19 protein-coding genes are annotated in these 19,136 nt (G+C 49.1%); 10 read left to right on the top strand and 9 right to left on the bottom strand.

The genetic code is table 11. From position 1 onward, the window contains the following. Positions 1-324 precede the first annotated feature (324 nt). From AB4876_RS13405 to AB4876_RS13395, 3 genes are read left to right on the top strand one after another with little or no spacing between them, the layout of a single operon-like run. Complete coding sequence (locus AB4876_RS13405) at positions 325-501, top strand: DUF1328 domain-containing protein (protein ID WP_301028686.1); 177 nt, start codon at positions 325-327, stop codon at positions 499-501. Between the two features lie 52 nt (positions 502-553). Then, positions 554-754: a CsbD family protein gene (locus AB4876_RS13400; RefSeq protein WP_008252727.1), complete on the top strand. Its 201-nt coding sequence runs from the start codon at positions 554-556 to the stop codon at positions 752-754. A gap of 59 nt (positions 755-813) precedes the next feature. Then, entirely contained in the window at positions 814-1,371 is a 558-nt protein-coding gene (locus AB4876_RS13395) for a BON domain-containing protein (RefSeq protein WP_368382290.1), read from the top strand. Between the two features lie 96 nt (positions 1,372-1,467). On the opposite strand, the gene rpmG is transcribed toward AB4876_RS13395, so the two are convergent. From rpmG to radC, 3 genes are all read right to left on the bottom strand, one after another. Continuing rightward, the gene (gene rpmG, locus AB4876_RS13390; RefSeq protein WP_008252729.1) at positions 1,468-1,638 is read right to left on the bottom strand and encodes a 50S ribosomal protein L33; all 171 of its coding nucleotides are present in this window, start codon (positions 1,636-1,638) and stop codon (positions 1,468-1,470) included. An 11-nt stretch (positions 1,639-1,649) separates the two neighbouring features. After that, complete coding sequence (gene rpmB, locus AB4876_RS13385) at positions 1,650-1,886, bottom strand: 50S ribosomal protein L28 (protein ID WP_008252730.1); 237 nt, start codon at positions 1,884-1,886, stop codon at positions 1,650-1,652. A 193-nt stretch (positions 1,887-2,079) separates the two neighbouring features. Further along, the gene (gene radC, locus AB4876_RS13380; RefSeq protein ID WP_368382289.1) at positions 2,080-2,754 is read right to left on the bottom strand and encodes a RadC family protein; all 675 of its coding nucleotides are present in this window, start codon (positions 2,752-2,754) and stop codon (positions 2,080-2,082) included. A 115-nt stretch (positions 2,755-2,869) separates the two neighbouring features. Here radC and coaBC point away from each other — a divergent pair, with 115 nt between their 5' ends. The 4 genes from coaBC (at position 2,870) to slmA (ending at position 8,151) form a co-directional block, all read left to right on the top strand. Further along, positions 2,870-4,075: a bifunctional phosphopantothenoylcysteine decarboxylase/phosphopantothenate--cysteine ligase CoaBC gene (gene coaBC / locus AB4876_RS13375; protein WP_368382288.1), complete on the top strand. Its 1,206-nt coding sequence runs from the start codon at positions 2,870-2,872 to the stop codon at positions 4,073-4,075. 62 nt (positions 4,076-4,137) lie between these two features. After that, on the top strand, positions 4,138-6,570 hold the full coding sequence (locus tag AB4876_RS13370; RefSeq protein WP_368382287.1) for a phosphomannomutase/phosphoglucomutase: 2,433 nt from the start codon (positions 4,138-4,140) through the stop codon (positions 6,568-6,570). A 40-nt stretch (positions 6,571-6,610) separates the two neighbouring features. After that, positions 6,611-7,522 (top strand): acetylglutamate kinase, encoded by a 912-nt coding sequence (gene argB, locus AB4876_RS13365; RefSeq protein WP_008252737.1) that lies wholly within the window; start codon positions 6,611-6,613, stop codon positions 7,520-7,522. A gap of 44 nt (positions 7,523-7,566) precedes the next feature. Then, positions 7,567-8,151, top strand: a complete 585-nt coding sequence (slmA, locus tag AB4876_RS13360) for a nucleoid occlusion factor SlmA (RefSeq protein ID WP_008252739.1) — start codon at positions 7,567-7,569, stop codon at positions 8,149-8,151. A gap of 28 nt (positions 8,152-8,179) precedes the next feature. Here slmA and AB4876_RS13355 read toward each other — a convergent pair whose 3' ends face one another. Both AB4876_RS13355 and pyrE read right to left on the bottom strand, forming a co-directional pair. Then, positions 8,180-8,842, bottom strand: a complete 663-nt coding sequence (locus AB4876_RS13355; protein WP_368382284.1) for a hypothetical protein — start codon at positions 8,840-8,842, stop codon at positions 8,180-8,182. A gap of 45 nt (positions 8,843-8,887) precedes the next feature. Next, positions 8,888-9,541, bottom strand: a complete 654-nt coding sequence (gene pyrE / locus AB4876_RS13350) for an orotate phosphoribosyltransferase (protein ID WP_008252741.1) — start codon at positions 9,539-9,541, stop codon at positions 8,888-8,890. A 325-nt stretch (positions 9,542-9,866) separates the two neighbouring features. Here pyrE and AB4876_RS13345 point away from each other — a divergent pair, with 325 nt between their 5' ends. Next, positions 9,867-10,649: an exodeoxyribonuclease III gene (locus AB4876_RS13345; protein ID WP_008252742.1), complete on the top strand. Its 783-nt coding sequence runs from the start codon at positions 9,867-9,869 to the stop codon at positions 10,647-10,649. Positions 10,650-10,665: 16 nt separating this feature from the next. Here the strand turns inward: AB4876_RS13345 and rph are convergent, their stop codons facing one another. Continuing rightward, positions 10,666-11,382, bottom strand: coding sequence for a ribonuclease PH (gene rph, locus AB4876_RS13340; RefSeq protein WP_368382282.1), 717 nt, complete (start codon positions 11,380-11,382; stop codon positions 10,666-10,668). A 182-nt stretch (positions 11,383-11,564) separates the two neighbouring features. Between rph and AB4876_RS13335 the strand changes: the two genes are divergently transcribed. Continuing rightward, the gene (locus AB4876_RS13335) at positions 11,565-12,416 is read left to right on the top strand and encodes a YicC/YloC family endoribonuclease (protein WP_008252763.1); all 852 of its coding nucleotides are present in this window, start codon (positions 11,565-11,567) and stop codon (positions 12,414-12,416) included. A 326-nt stretch (positions 12,417-12,742) separates the two neighbouring features. Here the strand turns inward: AB4876_RS13335 and AB4876_RS13330 are convergent, their stop codons facing one another. The 3 genes from AB4876_RS13330 to AB4876_RS13320 all read right to left on the bottom strand — a co-directional run bounded on the left by AB4876_RS13330 (position 12,743) and on the right by AB4876_RS13320 (position 18,485). Next, the gene (locus AB4876_RS13330; protein WP_368382279.1) at positions 12,743-15,067 is read right to left on the bottom strand and encodes a DUF2357 domain-containing protein; all 2,325 of its coding nucleotides are present in this window, start codon (positions 15,065-15,067) and stop codon (positions 12,743-12,745) included. 206 nt (positions 15,068-15,273) lie between these two features. Continuing rightward, positions 15,274-17,226, bottom strand: a complete 1,953-nt coding sequence (locus AB4876_RS13325) for an McrB family protein (RefSeq protein ID WP_368382277.1) — start codon at positions 17,224-17,226, stop codon at positions 15,274-15,276. Between the two features lie 8 nt (positions 17,227-17,234). Then, a complete protein-coding gene (locus tag AB4876_RS13320; RefSeq protein WP_368382275.1) occupies positions 17,235-18,485 on the bottom strand; it encodes a DNA cytosine methyltransferase in 1,251 nt (416 codons plus the stop codon). 404 nt (positions 18,486-18,889) lie between these two features. Between AB4876_RS13320 and AB4876_RS13315 the strand changes: the two genes are divergently transcribed. Beyond that, entirely contained in the window at positions 18,890-19,099 is a 210-nt protein-coding gene (locus tag AB4876_RS13315) for a hypothetical protein (protein WP_368382273.1), read from the top strand. The last annotated feature ends 37 nt before the right edge of the window (positions 19,100-19,136 follow it).

Below are 19,136 nucleotides of genomic sequence, written 5' to 3'. Positions count from 1 at the left end.
AAATAAACTAAATTCTCGTCCAAGAAAAAAACTGGGATTCAAAAATCCAGGTGAATTAATGGATGAACATAGGGCTGCGTTAGCAGCTTAAACTTTGATGCACTTCGGATTTGAATCCGCGGGATGAATTGCTCGCTACATTTGCGTTTTCCATATTCATTCTCCCATATTAATAATTGCGGTATGCGTGTTGACAGCATCAAGCTTATTAAGTTTTTTATTATTATTTTAAAAATAAATTTTTGAACTAAGCGCCAATACACGGTCAGAATTACTACTGTTAGCAACATAACTACTAACAACACTGCAAAATACGGAGTCAATATGCTGGGATGGTCACTGATTTTCTTTATCGTTGCCCTTATCTCTGCCGCGCTGGGTTTCGGCGGCATAGCTGGCGCGGCAACAGGCATTGCCAAAATTTTGTTTTTTGTTTTCTTAGCATTACTTGTTATATCAATGCTAATGCAGGCACTGCGGGGCAAACCGCCTCGCCTTTAAAAATATTTCATTTTTAAAAATGAAATATTTATTTCATCAAGAGGAGTACGTTATGAATCAGGATATTGCAGAAGGTAAATGGAAACAGTTGAAAGCTCAGATTAAAGAAAAATGGGCTGATTTAACTGATGACGAAATCGAGCAAGCGCAGGCCAATAACGATCACTTTATTGGCGTTATCCAAGAGCGCTACGGCATCGCCAAAGACGAAGCCGAAAAGAAATTTAATGAGCTAAAAAAGAAAGTATCTTAAGGCCTGAATTAAATTCAATATTTTTGGATTTTTAAGCGTCGAATTTTATGGAGAAAAATATGACTATTAAAAAGACATTAGCGAGTGCCATTGTTCTTTCTACTATTAGTATTACTCCCGTACTCGCCAACGACTGGCAGGGTAAAACCAATGATGCGTGGCTAGATGGCAAAATAGAAACTGCGCTCATGCTTAACAGCGAACTTAACAACTTTGAAATAGACACCAAGGTCGACAAGTCTAAAGTGCTGTTAACAGGTACGGTGAACAGTGAGATTGAAAAAGACTTGGCAGGCAAAATTGCGGAGAATGTCGAAGGGGTTAAGTCGGTTAACAACGAGCTCAACGTAGACCCTAACTACACCAGCAAAACCGCACGCGCTGGCCAAAATTTCAGCCGCACTTGGCATGACCTGAACACTACGGCGGGAATTAACATCAAGTATGCAGCCAACGATGACATCGAAGCCACCGCCATTGATGTCGACACCAAAAACGGCAAGGTGAAGCTCACCGGCACCGTTAAAAGCGACACCGCCCACGATCTCGCCATTGAGATTGCCAAGGGCTTTGACCACGTCAGCGATGTTGAAGACAATCTGCAGGTCGTCAACTAATAGCAGCTAGCTAGCCACAATATGGCGGCAATAAAAAAACCGCGCTAGGCGCGGTTTTTTTACGAATGCTGGAAACCAAAGCTGCTTAAATAGCAGTTACTTGATTTTAGCTTCTTTGTACATCACGTGCTTACGTACTACTGGATCGTATTTTGAAAACTCAAATTTATCCGGAGTATTACGCTTGTTCTTGGTGGTCGTGTAGAAGTGACCAGTACCCGCGCTGGAAACCAGACGGATTTTGTCGCTTGCGCCTTTCTTAGCCATGAGCAGACTCCTTAGAATTTTTCGCCACGGGCGCTAAGGTCAGCTAAAACGACCTCGATACCCTTTTTGTCAATAATACGCATGCCTTTGCTAGAAACGCGCAAAGTAACAAAACGCTTCTCTGCTTCAACCCAAAAACGGTGGCTGTGCAGGTTTGGCAAAAAACGACGACGAGTGCGGTTTTTTGCGTGTGATACATTGTTTCCGGTTACCGGACGCTTGCCAGTAACTTGACATACTCTAGACATGATAGTCGCCTCTTCAACCTTAATCCGCCTGCGCGGTGCAAAAGGTTTATAAAATCAGGTTCAAACCGGGCCGCCGCGCGTTTACCTATACTCGGGAGTCCTAAGAAGATGTGAATCCCGGACACGGCCCAAATGGAGCGCGACTTTATACCAGAAGGAGTCGGCGCAAGCAAGTTTTACTGTAAAATTTTACTCAGACCAAGCCCCGCTCCGCCAGCGAAATCACTTCTGGACCCGCCACCACACAGTGGTCTAACAGGCGGATATCTAGCAGTGCCAAGGCCTCACGAATCCTTTTGGTGATCCGCACATCCGCATCGCTGGGTTCCGCCACCCCCGAGGGGTGATTATGGGCCACGATCAACGCCGCCGCGTGCAGCTCTAGGGCGCGGCGCGCAATTTCCCGCGGGTACACCGCAGCGCCATCAATTGTCCCATAGAACAGCGGCTCGTATAAGAGCAAGCCGTGCTGGTTATCGAGGTACAAGACCGCAAAGACCTCGCGGACCTCTTGGCGCAGCTGGGCCAGTAGGAATTGGCGGGTGGCGGCCGCACTTGCAAACACTGGCCGCTGACGCAATTCCTCGGCCAAATAGCGCCGCGACATCTCTACCACCGCCTGCAGCTGCACAAACTTAGCATCGCCCAAGCCGTGAGAACGGCAAAAGCGCTCTTGGCTCGCGGCCATCAGCGCACTTAAGCCACCGTGTTCAACCAACAGCTCCCGCGCCAAATCCACCGCAGACTTGCCTTTAACGCCAGTGCGCAAAAATATCGCCAACAGCTCCGCGTCGGCCAATGCCGCTGCGCCCCGCTGCAAGAGCTTTTCTCGAGGCCGCTCATCTGCAGGCCAATCCCTAATCGCCATATCACCCTCCTTGGTGAAAATCCCCCACTGGGAGTAGCACTTATAACAGCGCAGGTAGTAGCCAGCGCCGATAAGCCTCATAATACCGCCAACCTCAGCGATGACGAATGGCAATATGAAACAACTGAGCAATAGACATATTTTACTTGGCGTGAGCGGTGGCATTGCCGCCTATAAAAGCGCCGAGCTGATCCGCCGCCTCAAAGACCACGGCGCCGATGTGCGGGTGGTCATGACCGCCGCCGCGATGGAATTCATTACGCCACTCACCTTACAGGCACTGTCTGGCAACCCGGTGCATACCACCTTGCTCGACCCCGCCGCAGAAGCGGGTATGGGCCATATCGAATTGGCGCGCTGGGCCGACCTGATTCTGATCGCCCCCGCCAGTGCCGACTTTATAGCTAGGCTTGTCAACGGCCGCGGCGATGACTTACTCACCACCTTATGTTTGGCCACGCCTGCGCCCATTGCCCTCGCGCCCGCGATGAACCAGGGCATGTGGCGAGACGCGGCGACTCAAGCCAATGTCGATACCCTGCAAAAACGCAAAATCCACCTATTTGGCCCCGCCGCCGGAGAGCAAGCCTGCGGCGATATCGGTCCCGGTCGTATGCTAGAGGCAGAAGAGCTGGCCGAACGCTGCGCAAGCCTGTTTAACAGCCGCCTGCTGGACGGAATTCACCTGACCATTACCGCCGGCCCAACTCGCGAAGCAATTGACCCCGTGCGCTATATTAGCAACCACAGCTCCGGCAAGATGGGTTACGCACTGGCCAGCGCCGCCGCCGATGCTGGCGCCAGAGTAAGTTTAATCAGCGGCCCCACGAACCTAGCCTGCCCAGAGCGCGTTAAGCGAATAGATGTGGTCAGCGCCTCAGATATGCACGATGCAGCGATGGCCGAAATGGGGCAGTGCCAAGTGTTTATCGCCTGCGCCGCCGTTGCGGATTATCGGCCAGCAAATTGCGCCGAGCAAAAAATCAAGAAAACCGATGACAGTATGCGCATAGAACTGGTGCGCAACCCCGATATTGTTAGCGCCGTGGCCAGTCATCCACAGCGCCCATTCACAGTGGGTTTTGCCGCCGAAACACAGGATCTGCTGCGTTACGCCAAAGACAAGCTAGAGCGCAAAAACCTTGATATGATCGTCGCCAACGATGTCGCCAACACCAGCATCGGCTTTAATGCTAACGACAATGCGGTAACTGTGCTGTGGCCCACCGGTAATCAAACCATAGCGCAAATGGGCAAGCGGCAATTAGCGGCGCAGTTGATCACCTTGATTGCGCAGCGATTTCTTAGTGCAGAAAACTAGACAGGCTGCCAAGAGCCTTCCATTATGAGTCTAAATTCGATCAGGACGACACCACAGCTGCGATGACTAAAAAGGCCTCGACTAAAATTCCGCACAAGATTAAAAAGGCATCGCGCTTATCCGCTTTTCAACGCGACATTGTCATCTCAGCTATTTTCAGTATTGGCTGCGTGGTGGCGGCGTTTTACTGGATTCAGAATTTTGAAGAGCCTCGGGCGCTAACCCAGCGCATTAATACGGTAACGGCGAGCAGCGCCGACCACCAGCGCGTAATCATTCGCGAGGCCATTGCCCAGCTCAGCACTCGCATTCAGCACCAAGCGAACAATAGTGAGCTGAGCAAAGCGCTCGCCGCCAATGACCGCAGTGCCCGCGACAACTTTGAGCAAAGCTTACAGCGCGCGTTTCCAGAGGCCGTCGACAGTAAAATCATACTCCTCGGCCCCCAGGGAATTGCCGACGAACGCAGCGAAACAAACCGCCTGCGCAATAATATTGAAATCGACATGCTGCGCAAAAGTGTTAGTGGCGACAATACGATTATTGAAGCCTATAGCCACAACGACAGCTGGCTGATTTCCTTTGTTGCCAAAGTCGATAAGCGCGGCGCCATTTTGGTTACCTTTAGCGCCAAGTATTTTGAAAAAATGCTCAGTAATATTGCTGGCAACACCGTAAACAATGAGCTGATCCAAAGCTATAAAACGCGGCGCGACACCGTAATTCGCCCCGCTAGCACAGAATACGCCGAAGCCATGCAAAGCCGTGTGCTTTCAGTGCCAGGCTGGACTTTACAGGTTTACCCACAGACGCAAACAGTGCAGACGCTGCGCTCAGACACCACCTTGCTGTGGCTGATCTGCGTGCTTTGCGTCGCTATTATCGCGGCCAGTCACGCCGTGTTTTTTGTTCGCGGCTACCGCCTACCCAGCCCAGCTCAGCCCGCGGCTAAAAAAGCCCCTGTCGACAAGATCGAATCAGAAGCCCTAAACCTTGAGCAAGCTTTAGCCCAAAAGTTAGCGGCCAACCGCAGCCGCACCGCCAGCCATCAAGACAACTTCCCCGCACCAGACAGCGCGCCACCGCTGGCCGAACTTCAGCAAGGCCGTTCCGCCAAAGCCCCAAAAATATCCACCAATTGTTTTAGGGCCTACGACATTCGCGGCATAGCAGACACCGAGCTCGACGATAATAGCTGCGTCGCCATCGGCCGCGCGGTAGCCAGCGAGGCTCTGAGCCGTGGCCAAAGTAAAATCTTACTCGGCCGCGACGGCCGCTTGAGCAGCCCTCGGATTCGAGAGGCGCTGGTATCGGGGCTGCTTAGCAGTGGTGTCGATGTGGTCGATCTTGGCTTAATCGCCACGCCAATGCTGCACTACGCCTGCCAGTACCTGAACATTGGCAACGCCATCATGATTACCGGCAGCCACAACCCCAGCCAATACAATGGCATGAAAATCAGCCTAGAGTTTCAAAGCCTAAGCGGCAAAGACATACAGCAGCTGCGTCACCGCATAGATGCGCAAGACTTTGAACAGGGCGAGGGCAATTTAACTAACGACAGCATCGAGCAGCGTTATATCGACCGGATCTGCGGCGATGTGGTGATAGCCCAAACTCTTAAAGTGGTGATTGACGCCGGCAATGGCGCCACCGCCCATATCGCCCCCGCCCTATTCGAAGAGCTCGGCTGCGAAGTGATTCCGCTGTTTTGCGAAACCGACGGCAACTTCCCCAATCACGCGCCAGATCCAACGATTTACGAAAACCTCGCCGCACTGCGAGAAGCAGTAGCCGAACACCATGCCGATATTGGCATTGCCTTTGATGGCGACGGTGATCGAGTCGCGATAGTCAGCGCCAAGGGCGAGTGTCCTCTTGCCGACAAATTAATGATGGTTTTGGCCAAAGACATGGTTGAACGCAACCCCGGCGCCGAAATTTTATTTGACGTTAAATGCTCGCGACTACTGCCAAACTTGATTATTGAGCACGGCGGGCGCCCCACTATGTGGAAGTGCGGCCACTCTTATATGAAGCGCAAAATGAGCGAGACCGGCGCGCTACTGGGCGGCGAGTTTTCAGGCCACATCTTTTTCAAAGAGCGCTGGTACGGCTTTGACGACGGCATGTACACCGCTGCCCGCCTGCTCGAAGTTCTTACCTTGTCCGGTCGCACCATGGATGAGGCTCTGGGCAGCCAAACTAGCCTGCTTAGCAGCCCCGAAATAATTATACCAGTGGCCGAGGATCGCAAATTCGCGATTGTCGAGACCTTTGCAGAAAATCAAGCCTTTACTGAAGTCACGCTGACCGAAATTGATGGCTTGCGGGTCGACTTCCGCCACGGCTGGGGCCTGATTCGCGCCTCAAACACCGGCCCCGCCATTACCTTGCGCTTTGAAGCAGACAGTGAGGCGGCACTGAGCCGAATCAAAAATGATTTCAAGGATTTGCTAGCAAGGATTGATCCCGAGCTGGCAGATAGTCTTTAATAGGCGTCTTTTTTCGCCACCGACCGCACGAGATTTCACCATGTCTATGAGTCGCACCGCCGCTGGGGATGTTGCCCGCGTACTAACCGAAGCCCTTCCCTATATTCAGCGTTTCACTAACAAAACCATCGTAGTGAAGTTTGGCGGCAACGCCATGGTCGACGACAAGCTCAAAGAGCAGTTTGCACGCGACATCGTACTCATGAAGCTGGTTGGTATGAACCCGATTGTAGTGCACGGTGGCGGCCCGCAAATTGGCGACCTGCTCAAGCGCCTGGCCATTGAGTCACATTTTGTTGACGGCATGCGCGTTACCGACACCGCCACCATGGACGTGGTTGAAATGGTCTTGGGCGGCTCGGTGAATAAAGAGATTGTGTCGCTGCTCAACCGCAACGGCGGCAAGGCAATAGGCCTAACCGGCAAAGATGGTCAGCTTATCCGCGCCAAAAAACTCAAAGTAACTCAGCGCACCCCCGACCTTGCAAAAACCGAAATCATCGACATTGGCCATGTTGGCGAGGTTGAATCGATCAACACCGAAGTATTGGATATGCTGGTTAACAGCGACTTTATTCCGGTCATTGCGCCCATTGGCGTCGGTGCAGATGGCGCGTCTTACAACATCAATGCCGACTTAGTTGCCGGCAAAGTCGCCGAAGTGCTCAAGGCCGAGAAACTGATGCTGCTCACCAATATTGAAGGCCTGATGGACAAGTCTGGTAAGGTCTTAACCGGCTTGAGCACCGAACAAGTCGACGCCTTGATTGCCGACGGCACAATCTACGGCGGTATGCTGCCGAAAATTGGCTGCGCACTCTCTGCCGTCAATGCCGGCGTCACCAGCGCCCATATCATTGACGGTCGCGTGCCCCACGCCGTGTTGCTAGAAATTTTCACCAATACCGGTGTCGGCACACTGATTACCAACACCCAAAGTATGCTCGACTAAATCCATTAGCACTAAGCTCAGCACCACAAGGTTATTTATACCGTATGAATAAACGTCCTTCACGACGCGAAGAAATTCTGCAAGCTTTAGCCACCATGCTCGAAAGCCAGCCCGGCACCCGCATTACCACCGCCAAATTAGCGGCGCAAGTCGGGGTGTCGGAGGCCGCGCTGTACAGGCACTTTCCGAGCAAGGCCAAAATGTTCGAGGGCTTAATTGAGTTTGTTGAGGACGCCATATTCAGCCGTGTCACCCTGATTCTCGGCGAAGAAGCCCAGGCGCTGGCACAAATTGCCAAGATCCTCCAGCTGCTGCTGGCCTTCACCGAGCGCAATCCCGGCATTACTCGGATATTTAATGGTGACGCGCTGGCCGGCGAGAACGAGCGCCTGCGCAGCAGGGTGGTGCAGTTTTACGACCGCTTAGAAACTCAGCTTAAACAAATTCTGCGCGAGGCCGAGATCCGCGAAGGGCTTCGCACTCGCATCACCGCCAACAGCACCGCGAATTTACTGATTGCCACCGCCGAAGGCCGCATAGGTCAATTTGTGCGCAGCGATTTTAAACGTCTACCCACCGCCGACTGGGACGAGCAGTGGCAACTGCTCAGTGAAACCATTTTTCGCTAAGGGCTGAATCTGTAGTCGATTAAAGCAGTTATTTTTTCGGCTTGGCGTAGTAATTGCGCCGTAAATCAACCTGCCCTTGCAGGTCGGCGAAACGGCGCTTGTCCCGCTCATAATTATTAGCAACCTCTTCAAGCTCTTCTTGGCGAGACGTAATATGTTGTTCTGTGGTGGTAATTTCGCGGCGCAGTGACGCCAAGGTATCAACTAGCTCACTCGGCACCGCAAGGCCGCGACGCTCAAGCTCAGCCGCTTCGCCTTGGTTACTATAAACCTGCTGTTTAATGATCGACAGATTACTTTTAAGTATAGAGATCCGCACTTTAATATCATTAATCGCACGCTTTTTGGCGACATCGATATCCTGCACATTGCTATAACGCAATAACAAGGACTCATCCCATTTGCGGGTTTTCTCATCTGCGGCAGCCCGCGCTTCTTCAACGCCAAACTCCAATTCGTGGGCTTTGCGCTCCTCATCACTCATTTTCGGCGCAACAGTTTTCACCACGGTGCCATCTAAACGAATAATGTCGTAACCACGGGGAACCGCATTGGGGGGTACGCTGCTGTCAATGACCACCGAACCATCGGGGCCCGGATAACGATAGTAAATGCTCTGGGCATTAGCCTGAATCGCAAACAGGCCAGACCAGCACAAGACTAGCGGCAATAAAACCCGAGCTGCGATCACGGTGTAGCTATCTCCCTATAAATACTATTTCACTTATGACAGTATTTATATCGCAACGCCATAGCGTTCGCGATACGCATTGATACGTGCAACCAGCTCATCATCACCGGCCGACTCAGACAAATAGGCGACAATATCTTTTAACCCAACAATACTCACCACCGCCAAATTAGCGTCCTGCTCTAGCTCCTGAATTGCCGAGCGCTCGCCTTGGCCGCGCTCCTGGCGATCTAAACCAATCGCAACCCCCGCCACCGCAGCACCCTCGGCGGTAATCATGGCAATCGCTTCGCGAATAGCGGTACCGGCGGTGATCACATCATCAATAATCAAAACACGGCCACTTAGCGGTGCGCCCACCAAGGTGCCACCCTCGCCGTGATCTTTCTTTTCTTTGCGGTTATACACATAGGGCACATCGCGCTGATGATGCTCAGCCAGTGCGCAGGCGGTCACTGCCGCCAGTGAAATACCCTTGTAAGCGGGACCAAACAACACATCAAACTGCACACCAGAGGCTACAATCGCGTCAGCGTAGCAACGGCCCAGCGCCGCCAGTGCAGCACCGCTGCAAAACCGGCCCGCATTGAAGAAGTAGGGGCTAACGCGACCAGATTTAAGGGTAAACTCACCAAAACACAGCGCTTCACTTTTGATTGCCTGCTGAATAAATTGCTGCTGATAATGCTTAATACTCATTTATACGTCCAATAGCCAAAGAGATTAAAATATAGACACCCATTTTACCCAGCTCCTGCAAAAACCTCACCTATGACACATTTTGCTCGGAAATATCCCCGCAACTGCGATCAATCCAGTGTTTTTTAACAGATATTTCTTGCCGCGATTGTTGTCAATAGGGTTTCATTGTAGTCTAACGCCTTGTTTATATCGAAAAATCAGCCACTCTATTGCTGAACGCCACTTTTGCATTAAGGTTTGGCGTATTTACTCGCTATAAGTTCTTAGCGCTACGCTAAAAGCTTGGTCACCACGGCCTCGTTATCGACACGATAGGAAACACATGAGAATCATCAGCTTTTGCGCTGACAGCATTGTAGATGCTGCAAAAAAAGGCTTCTTCGACTGGGTCACCAAACAGGATGCCGACATTATCTGCATTCAGAACTTGGGTATCGCCGAATACAAACTTCGCGACGATGTGTATTTCCCACGCGACTACAATCCCTATTTCTTCGATGCCGCCGACGGCAAGCACAATGGCGTGGCCATTTACTGCCGCAAATTGCCCAAGGCCATCATGACCGGCTTGGGGTTTTTAGATTTTGATATGGACGGCCTCTATATTCAGGCCGACTTCGACAATATCAGTATTGGTAGCTTACTCGCGCCCAGCGCAGAAGAAGGTGACAGCGCCGGCTTAATCCGCAAAAACCAATTCTTTGAGCAGTTTGGCAACCACCTGACCAAAGTGCGCAATAAACGTCGCGACTTCATTATTTGCGGCAATTGGAATATTGCCCATCGCGGTATCGATATTCAGGATATTCGCGGCAATCACGGCAAACCCGGCAGCTTGGCCGAAGAACAACAGTGGATGGATCGCCTGTTCAGAGAGCAGCAGTACTCCGATGCGTTCCGTCTAATCAATAACGATCCCGATGAGTTTAGCTGGTGGCCAGACGGCAAGCCTGGCGAGAACGGCTGGCGGGTAGACTACCAAATTACGTCAGAGCACATGACGCCACGCGTTGAATACGGCGCCATTTACAAGGTGCAGCAATTTGGCAAACACGCTCCCGTTATTATGGATTACGACTTTGAATTGCCAGAGAGCCCATTTTAAGGGCTCTCTGCGCCACTCAGGCCAGCGCCGCGCGCTGAGCCGCAACTAGCTCCGCAATACCCTTCTCGGCTAAATCCATCATTGCATTCATTTCGGCGCGGCTAAAGGTTGCGCCCTCTGCGGTGCCCTGCACTTCTATAACACCGCCCTTATCATCCATCACCACATTCATATCGGTTTCGGCGTTGGAGTCCTCGGCGTAATCTAGGTCCAGCACCGGCACACCTTTGTATACCCCGACCGAAATCGCAGCAACTTGCTGCTGAAGCGGATTACCAGTAACCAAACCCTTCTTTTGCAGGCTGGCAATTGCATCGGCCAGCGCCACATAGGCGCCAGTGATAGACGCAGTGCGCGTGCCACCGTCGGCCTGAATCACATCGCAATCCAAGTAAATCGTATTCTCGCCCAACATCGTTAAATCAATGGAGGCGCGCAGTGAGCGACCAATTAAGCGCTGAATCTCTTGGGTGCGGCCACTCTGCTTGCCCCGCGCCGCCTCGCGATCCATACGGCTACCCGTCGAGCGCGGCAGCATGCCGTATTCCGCAGTTACCCAGCCCTGGCCAGAACCACGCAAAAAGCCCGGCACGCTATTTTGTACCGACGCAGTGCAAATTACCTTGGTATTACCCATTTCAATCAACACCGAGCCCTCGGCATGGCAGGTGTAATTGCGGGTAATTGTTACCTGACGTTTCTCATCACTGGCGCGCTCGCTGGGTCGTGTCATCATTTAATTCCATTGGCATTCAAAAGAGTGGCGCAGATTATACCTGCCAAGCCATCCCCACCCCAAACTTCTCCCAGACAAACTCCCGCGGCCAAATCAAATCACTGCTGAAGAAACCGGCTAAAAAGTTTAGAATGGTGTTTCTAATCAACACCAAGGGGAAGACATTGACTACCAGCAGCATGACCGCATTTGCCCACCAGCAATCCGACTACCCTTGGGGCAGCGCCACCTGGGAGCTGCGCTCAGTCAATCACCGTTACTTGGAACTGTCTTTCAAATTGCCGGAAAGCTGGCGCAATTTAGAACCCAGCTTGCGCGACGCCCTGCGCAAAGGCCTGCAGCGCGGCAAAGTTGAATGTGCCCTTAAGGTCCAACTGCACAACCAGCAGCAAGAACTGCAACTCAACAATGTGCTCGCCAGTCAAATACTCGACGCCGCCAATAAGCTAAAATCAGACATCGCCCACGCCGCGCCCATCAATGTTTTTGAATTATTGCGCTGGCCAGGCGTGCTCGAACCCCAAAGCGTCGACGGCGACGCCATTAGCGGCCAACTGCTCGAAGGTTTTCAGCAAGCCCTTGCCGAACACATCGCTCATCGCGAGCGCGAAGGCTTGGCTTTAGCTGGGCTAATCACCCAGCGTCTCGATAGCATCAGCGTCATCGTCGCCGACATCCGCAGCAAAATGCCAGCAATCGTCACCGCCCAGCGCGAAAAACTACAACAACGCCTTGCTGAACTGCAAGTCGAACTCGACCCAGACCGCCTAGAAGCCGAAATTGCCCTAATCGCTCAAAAAGCCGATGTAGACGAAGAACTCGACCGCCTCGACACCCACGTAAAAGAAGTGCGCCGCGTGCTAAGCAAAGGCGGCGCCAGCGGCCGCCGCCTAGACTTTTTAATGCAAGAGCTAAACCGCGAAGCCAATACCCTGTCGTCGAAAGCCGTGGTATCTGAAAGCACACAAGCTGCAGTAGAGTTAAAGGTGTTGATTGAACAGATGCGGGAGCAAATTCAGAATATTGAATAGGTCTAGCGCGCCTCGGGAAATTCATATTTTTCCTTTAAAATTATAAGGTTAAATATATTCAGGGTGCTCCACAACGCCAGCCGCTACACTTTAATGCGCATAAAAATGTGATTTCTTTCTTTTTTACGCGCATTAAAGTGTGGTGTTCAGACTTAGGGAAGCGCTATCCATCTAGCTCTACGGGAAAACTCAGCTTTACTTAGTGACGAGCACTGTAAAATGTGTATTTTTTAATTTTTTACGCCTAAATATAGCAGCTAGACGATTTAACTACTCAACACTATCTCTCATGAATAACCAAATAAGCCTATTATTCAATTTATCCATCACACCTTAATTTTTTTATATACTTCATCCACCTCTGAAAATTTAACGACATTTTCTATCCGTGAAATCGTGGTAAGTTTCATTGAATGTAAAAATTTCCGAAGAGGGACATTGTTTACTGACTGTTGTAACGTAAGTGGTTTACCTAATTCAAACAAGTAGTACAACTCATCCGACCCAGACTGCATTCCCGCCTGATTTTCAGTTATTTCATAGCGTGGTATTAAGGATACTCGTTTTACTGGCCACACCTTGTCTATCTGCTTTGTACTCGGAATTTGTTTCGAAGGCGAAGCCAACGCTAAATAACGAACCTCGTTCACAATGTGAGCGCCAATTTGCCCCTCTAGCTGATGAATCGCTTTTTGCTTTATGTGATACCACTGAGCAGTGCCGTTCTCAAAATTTTCGAGGTAGCTTTTACTACGACCTGTTAGGTTTCCTAGCGCGGCCGTTAGTGTCAAATCCGGATACAGCACTTGGCGCATTCCGTAATAAGGAATACGGGCAGCTTCTTTCACATATTGCCGCTCTGCCATGCCAGCAACTGGGTACAAAGTATCATTGGCTTGCCCCGCCTTCACACTTGAAGCCGTGCCGATCTGGGCCTGCAAAAATTCTGACAGCCATTGATGGCCGCAGTAATTAATTGCCGCTTGACTGGGCAGTAACGCAAATGCGCCTATTCCAACCTCTTCTATCGCCTCTTCGTAAGGGTTAGCCTCTTGGGCTTGATCAAAATAGCCGGGATATAATGCAAACGCGCCAAACACAGGCCGACTTTTCTTAGCTCGGTCGCTTGAAACCGCATTGACCGGTGTCGACAGGCGAATTAAAGCATCTCTGTAACGGTGCATTTGGTTAATGGCATCATTTGGCACGTAATCTGTCTTAGAAGTATTGTCTTCGCCGTCATTAATACGGTATTTGGCATCAAAGAGCCAAATAAACTGTTTTTCTTCGTCAGATTCAGAATTTTTTGGCAGCGTGACCTCCAATACAATATCGGGCTTTTGGTCAACTAAAAATGCTTTTATCGGGGTACTTTTTTTGGAGAACGTTGGCTCATGAGCCAGCCTTGCTAATACGCCATCGGCGCGCTTAAAACGAAACGCACCGCGCAACCCATCCTCTCTAAATTTATATTCAAAAAGGCCATTTTCTTTCAATTCCGCAGCGCCATTTTCAACTAAAATGAAGCCTAGGTCCTGTTCTAAAATATTTTTCACACACAGAAAACACCACACTTCATAAATCTCAGCCACCGATTTCATTGAAATGCTCGACTGACGGCCAAACACATCTAAGTAAAATTTAAGCTCCTGCCACACGCGATAAACCGCGCTGTAACCAGTTTTTTGTTGTAGCACCAACGATTCACGATTCAGCCCACCGTATGCGCCCACCTCTTTTAAAAAGCTTTGATTCAACACCTTTTGCAGAGGCTGTTGCCAGCTATGCAACTCATTTAAAAAAGAATCCGATAAACGTTGCCGCTCTGGCGCTCTGTTACTTGCGCGCAGCTTGGCTTCAAATTCGGCCAACTGCCGCTTACTGCGCTTAACCGCCATTTTAATAAAACGATTTTCTGGCGTATCTACGCTCAGTTGCTTTTTTTCTAGTCGATAACGTTTGTCATATTGGCCATTGGCAAAATCTTGTTTAACTTGCTCACCCAGCTTGTAGGGCAGACGACCTTTTAACTTCGCCGCTTTAATATTGGCCACCGTGGGTTGAAGCCGACTGTGTGGTGCCGTGCAGATGACTTTAAGGCCTAGCTCAAATCGCGATCTTAATGCGACGAAGTTAGCCAACCACATTAGCGGAAAGTGACCTCGCTGCTTACTGCTTGCGGCATCTTGCTCGGTTTTTTCAACCAAACTAAAGCGCCATAGAGGGTAAACAGAATCGATAGTTCTATACATGGCAGGTAAGTCTTGATGCAGCGCCATTTTCGTCGGCAACACTTCAAAAGCAATATGCTGTATGTGCGTTTTCCTCTCTTCCTCAAAAGACAGCGGTAAACGCATCCAGCCAACATCATTGCCGGTATTAATGGAGCCTATTAAACGCGCAGGAAGCGGGCCGCGTTGCTTAACAAAACGAAATGCTTCGCTCATGCTTCGGCTACGGTGTTCTATGCGGGCATCAGATACGGCGCCAAAGAAAACCCATTCAAACTGATATTGGGTATTTTCAAAAAACAAAAACGCATTCAAGGGAAGCGTTGAACGTTTTTCAGGCGCGGTGACACTCGTCGCCAACGCTGATTGCACGTAACTATCGTCCGGCATATCAATAACTGCAATATCAACCAGTTTCACCTCTGGCGCAAAGCGTAGCTCAGGTTTTAAATTTTCCTCATCGTCGGCTCCGGTAAGCGCTAAGCCCGCTCTTTTTTCCACAGTGGCCTGATATACCTTCGCCCGAGCGCTAATGTCATTAGCCCAAACCGAAAATTCGAAATCAGGCGTTTGCAATCGCAATAACTCAGGCATTCCTAGCCACTCCTTTTGCTTTTATTTTAGCGTTATGGCCAAAAACTCGTGAACGTCGCGCTATCTAAGCGCTGCTTCATCCATGCCAATTTTCCTTTTGAACGACACGCAATACGCAGCACTTTATCTTCTTCCGCAGTATCCTCAGCGCCCGATTGTTCGCGATACAAGTCTGGTCGCTGATTAGCTTGATCATTATGTTTGTCCGCATTCCAGATAGGCGATAACTGATCAGCCAACACCTTATTCAGCTCAGCCAACACATTCTCGCCTGTTGTCGTTGTCAGCTTGTCGCTATCGCCTTCAATCCTAGGGAGTACTTTGCACATCATAAAGTCATCCCACACGGCTTTTAGGGTGAGTTCGTTCTGTGGCTGACTGCTGATCACGGCTAGTAATAATTCATTCAGTGCTCGGAACGCCAATTCGAACGGAGTGTTTTTTAAAACCGTATTTACAGCCGTTAAAAATGCGATGGATTTTATGCCCTTCACATCAGCTGTCGCATCTAGCAATACGACACTATTTCTAGCACCTGACCAAATGGGGTAGCTAAGGGTTTTGTGCACGATGGCTGGCGGATCAGACAAAAAATCATCGTAGCTATTGGGAAAAAATGCGCCAAAATCAACGCTCAATGCGCGGTCAATCACCTTACGCGAAAAACCATGAGTCGTTTCATCCATATTCACAGTGCCCGCGACCATTAAATTAAATGGAATTGCTAAGCCATACCCGCAAATCAACTGCCACAGCTCGTCGTAGTCCGACGAATCAAAGCCCAGATCAGCTCTTAGTTTGGACTTATCCGCCACTGCGTTAATCGTTGCCGGCTTTAATAAGGCATCACTGAAGTAGATAAAAGTATCCTCTTCCCAAAGCCATTCTCGCGTTTCGAGCACCGACAAATAATCGGCAAAATACTGCTCGACGGGGGCAAGGTTCATTTCATCTAAACACAACCAATACGGCAACACGTCGGTTAACGCAGTGCGATCGCCACTCACCACCAAACGTTTGCCTTGCCTAGGGCAATCCTGCACTTCAATTGCTAAGCCCTTGTCAGCAATGCCACGCCACGCCTTGGCAATAAATTGTAATACGTCTGTAGTGATATATTCCGCTTGACCGTAATTTGAAAGACGCGAGATATAGCCCAGTATATCACTCGGCTCATGCCAGTCAGGCCTTACCGAAGTTAGGCAATAGGTTTCACTCAGCTGCCCAGAAGATTTTGCTTGTTCACGTACAAAACGGGTTTTTCCTGTACCGGATATGCCTGCAAGAAGTAGAAAAGGCTTCTCTAATCTAACCTCACCAACTAAGCTAATTTTTTCCCCTATGTTCTTATATGAAGACAGAAAATAACCTTTCAATTTATCATATAGCTCTACATTTTCTGTTAATGAATAAACAAGATCACCGAATATGCTTGACGATGAATTCGGCAAATTAATTTGCGTCAACAGCACAGAACCAAAGCAATCCTCGTTAGACCGTATAGTTCTTTTAGCGCCATTTACATTGAAAATTGATTTCCCACCAAGCCTTAACTCATCATTTTTGCTATTTTGATCACTGAATTGAATAAATCCGGCAAACAAATCGTAATCGTCAGCATCGAAATCCTCTTTGAATACCTGTGAATCTACTACTTTATCGATTATTTTTTGTCTATTAGAATCGCACAGCAACATAATATCGGAGCTAGATCTAAACCTGTCAATACATTCAAAATATTTTTTTAGCTCAAAAGCTAAATCCTGTAATTCAACCGCAAATCTATACATTTGATTTGGAAATAAGGCGAAATTCGTTGAGCTTGTATTAGCGTAAGATGAATATGGATTTACCTTTAACTTATTCGCTAGAATATGATTCTGAAGCTCCTCCCTCAAATACGTCGGAATCTTAATTTCACCAAGACTTTCTTGATTTACAATTAACGCCTTATTCTCAACAATAATTCTCAAGTCTTTTAACATTTTCATCCCTATATAATGCTAGATATTTTCTTAGCAAGCGCCGCTACAACTGGGACGGATACGCTATTCCCAAACTGCTTATAAGCCTGAACTTTTGAGTCACTCGTTAAAAACTCATCTGGGAACCCTTGCAACCTTCCCGCTTCCCTCGGGCTTACCTTCCTCGGGTTACTTCCCTTTTGATCGACCAGAATTTCACTTCCGTCTTTGTAATATCGCGCAGATATAGTATTAGTATAGGGCGACTCTGGAGTCACCAATCCATAACCAAAGCCTTTTCCATTAATTTTGTTTTGCTTTTTCCGGCGCTGATGCCCTTCCCACAATCGATCCGAAATAGTTAATTTCGGATCTGGTTTATCCTCTAGGATTGATCCGACCCTAGTCTCTACACCAAGCGGCCGAGGATAATCGAAACGTTCAATTTCTCCATCCCGCCAAAGCACGATGTAAATTCTTTGCCTATTTTGCGGAACACCAAAATCAATTGATTTCAACACCATTTCTTTAGCCAAATTTTGTATTTCTTTGGTGGTACCGTGTTCAATGGTTTCTTTTGGTATATTGCAGCTATACCCTATCATTGTCATAGTTTTAAGAATTACTTTTAAAGTATGCCCTTTATCATGGCTTATCAGCCCCTTTACGTTTTCTAATAGCGCGAATCGAGGCTTCTTAATTTCAATTATTTTTGCTATATCGTGAAATAATGTCCCCCTAGTATCCTCAATCCCAAGTTTTAGTCCCGCATGAGAAAATGGCTGGCAGGGGAAGCCTGCTAAAAGAACATCATGATCAGGGATGCTATTTGGATCTACTAAGGTGATATCCCCAAATGGGTGCTCCCCATGATTACGAAAATATGTCTGCTGAGCATGCCGATCAAATTCAGATGAAAAAACGCAAGCTCCACCCGCATTTTGAAATCCAAGCCTGACACCACCAATGCCAGCAAAAAGATCAATAAATCTAAACCTAGCGTTCTTTTCTGGCCTGAGCTTAAGAGCGCCGAAAACCAGATCAAAAAAATCATCCTGATTTGTATATATTTTCTGTTTTTTAAGTGCCGCGAGTATTTTCTTCTTCATCGCCGCTGGTGGCGTAATAGTAGGATCACAAAAAAACTGACTACCCGTTGCAATAGCATGCAACCATTGATCTACAAGCGCCTTCGGCTCTGTGCCCTCAGGTACATGCGGCAGAACAAATGGTGCAATTAGGCGCTCAGCCGAAGCCAGTATGTCTTTTCTATTCTTCATTATTTACTACTACAATTTTTGATTGTTGACCAAAATACCCAAGTGGTTTTTTAGTTACTTAGCGTGGCGAATGACTTTTTGGTTGTTTTCCGCATCAACGACTCATGTACCAGATAGACCAATGAGCGTAGCGCTCAAGCTTGATCTGAAGCGCACAACATACTGTATATCCAGACAGTTAAAAAACATTAACACCATACACCAATTAGGCAAGCATTGTAGGTCGTTCTACCTACAACGAGAACCAATTTATTCTCCCCAGCCGCTACCAGCTGGGCCAGTGAAAGCTGATGCCCGCAAGATAATGCCCCTGACTTTTCCCCATTGAGTGTGACGCATAGTCCGTAGACTCCAGTTCAATCTTTGGTGAAAATGGGTCATTTAAACGCCTCCGGACCGCAACCATGAATCTACCAACACACGACAGCTCAGGCACAAACGACCGGAACGCTAGATTCGAAATTCATATCGACGCCAATCCCGACCGATGGCGGGGCGGCTTTCAATGGGCTATCACTAAGTCCGGAATAGAGTTTGATTGTGGATTGAGCTTTACTGAGGAAGACGCCGCGGAGGACGCTCAGCGGCGCATCGCCGAAATCCAAGGCACCTAAGATCATCGCTAGCATAATGCCAATACCCACAGAATTC

The organism is Zhongshania guokunii (genome assembly GCF_040892635.1).
In the GTDB taxonomy this organism is placed as follows: Bacteria; Pseudomonadota; Gammaproteobacteria; order Pseudomonadales; family Spongiibacteraceae; genus Spongiibacter; species Spongiibacter guokunii.
The sequence above is the reverse complement of the archived record's forward strand: the minus strand, read 5'-3'. Positions and strand labels throughout refer to the sequence as shown.

What these genes read in the sequence shown, in the direction of transcription:
- AB4876_RS13405 (WP_301028686.1), top strand. Translation starts at nt 325, where the DNA reads ATGCTGGGATGGTCACTGATTTTCTTTATCGTTGCCCTTATCTCTGCC.
- AB4876_RS13400 (WP_008252727.1), top strand. Translation starts at nt 554, where the DNA reads ATGAATCAGGATATTGCAGAAGGTAAATGGAAACAGTTGAAAGCTCAG.
- AB4876_RS13395 (WP_368382290.1), top strand. Translation starts at nt 814, where the DNA reads ATGACTATTAAAAAGACATTAGCGAGTGCCATTGTTCTTTCTACTATT.
- rpmG (WP_008252729.1), bottom strand. Translation starts at nt 1,638, where the DNA reads ATGGCTAAGAAAGGCGCAAGCGACAAAATCCGTCTGGTTTCCAGCGCG.
- rpmB (WP_008252730.1), bottom strand. Translation starts at nt 1,886, where the DNA reads ATGTCTAGAGTATGTCAAGTTACTGGCAAGCGTCCGGTAACCGGAAAC.
- radC (WP_368382289.1), bottom strand. Translation starts at nt 2,754, where the DNA reads ATGGCGATTAGGGATTGGCCTGCAGATGAGCGGCCTCGAGAAAAGCTC.
- coaBC (WP_368382288.1), top strand. Translation starts at nt 2,870, where the DNA reads ATGAAACAACTGAGCAATAGACATATTTTACTTGGCGTGAGCGGTGGC.
- AB4876_RS13370 (WP_368382287.1), top strand. Translation starts at nt 4,138, where the DNA reads ATGACTAAAAAGGCCTCGACTAAAATTCCGCACAAGATTAAAAAGGCA.
- argB (WP_008252737.1), top strand. Translation starts at nt 6,611, where the DNA reads ATGTCTATGAGTCGCACCGCCGCTGGGGATGTTGCCCGCGTACTAACC.
- slmA (WP_008252739.1), top strand. Translation starts at nt 7,567, where the DNA reads ATGAATAAACGTCCTTCACGACGCGAAGAAATTCTGCAAGCTTTAGCC.
- pyrE (WP_008252741.1), bottom strand. Translation starts at nt 9,541, where the DNA reads ATGAGTATTAAGCATTATCAGCAGCAATTTATTCAGCAGGCAATCAAA.
- AB4876_RS13345 (WP_008252742.1), top strand. Translation starts at nt 9,867, where the DNA reads ATGAGAATCATCAGCTTTTGCGCTGACAGCATTGTAGATGCTGCAAAA.
- rph (WP_368382282.1), bottom strand. Translation starts at nt 11,382, where the DNA reads ATGACACGACCCAGCGAGCGCGCCAGTGATGAGAAACGTCAGGTAACA.
- AB4876_RS13335 (WP_008252763.1), top strand. Translation starts at nt 11,565, where the DNA reads ATGACCGCATTTGCCCACCAGCAATCCGACTACCCTTGGGGCAGCGCC.
- AB4876_RS13325 (WP_368382277.1), bottom strand. Translation starts at nt 17,226, where the DNA reads ATGTTAAAAGACTTGAGAATTATTGTTGAGAATAAGGCGTTAATTGTA.
- AB4876_RS13320 (WP_368382275.1), bottom strand. Translation starts at nt 18,485, where the DNA reads ATGAAGAATAGAAAAGACATACTGGCTTCGGCTGAGCGCCTAATTGCA.
- AB4876_RS13315 (WP_368382273.1), top strand. Translation starts at nt 18,890, where the DNA reads ATGAATCTACCAACACACGACAGCTCAGGCACAAACGACCGGAACGCT.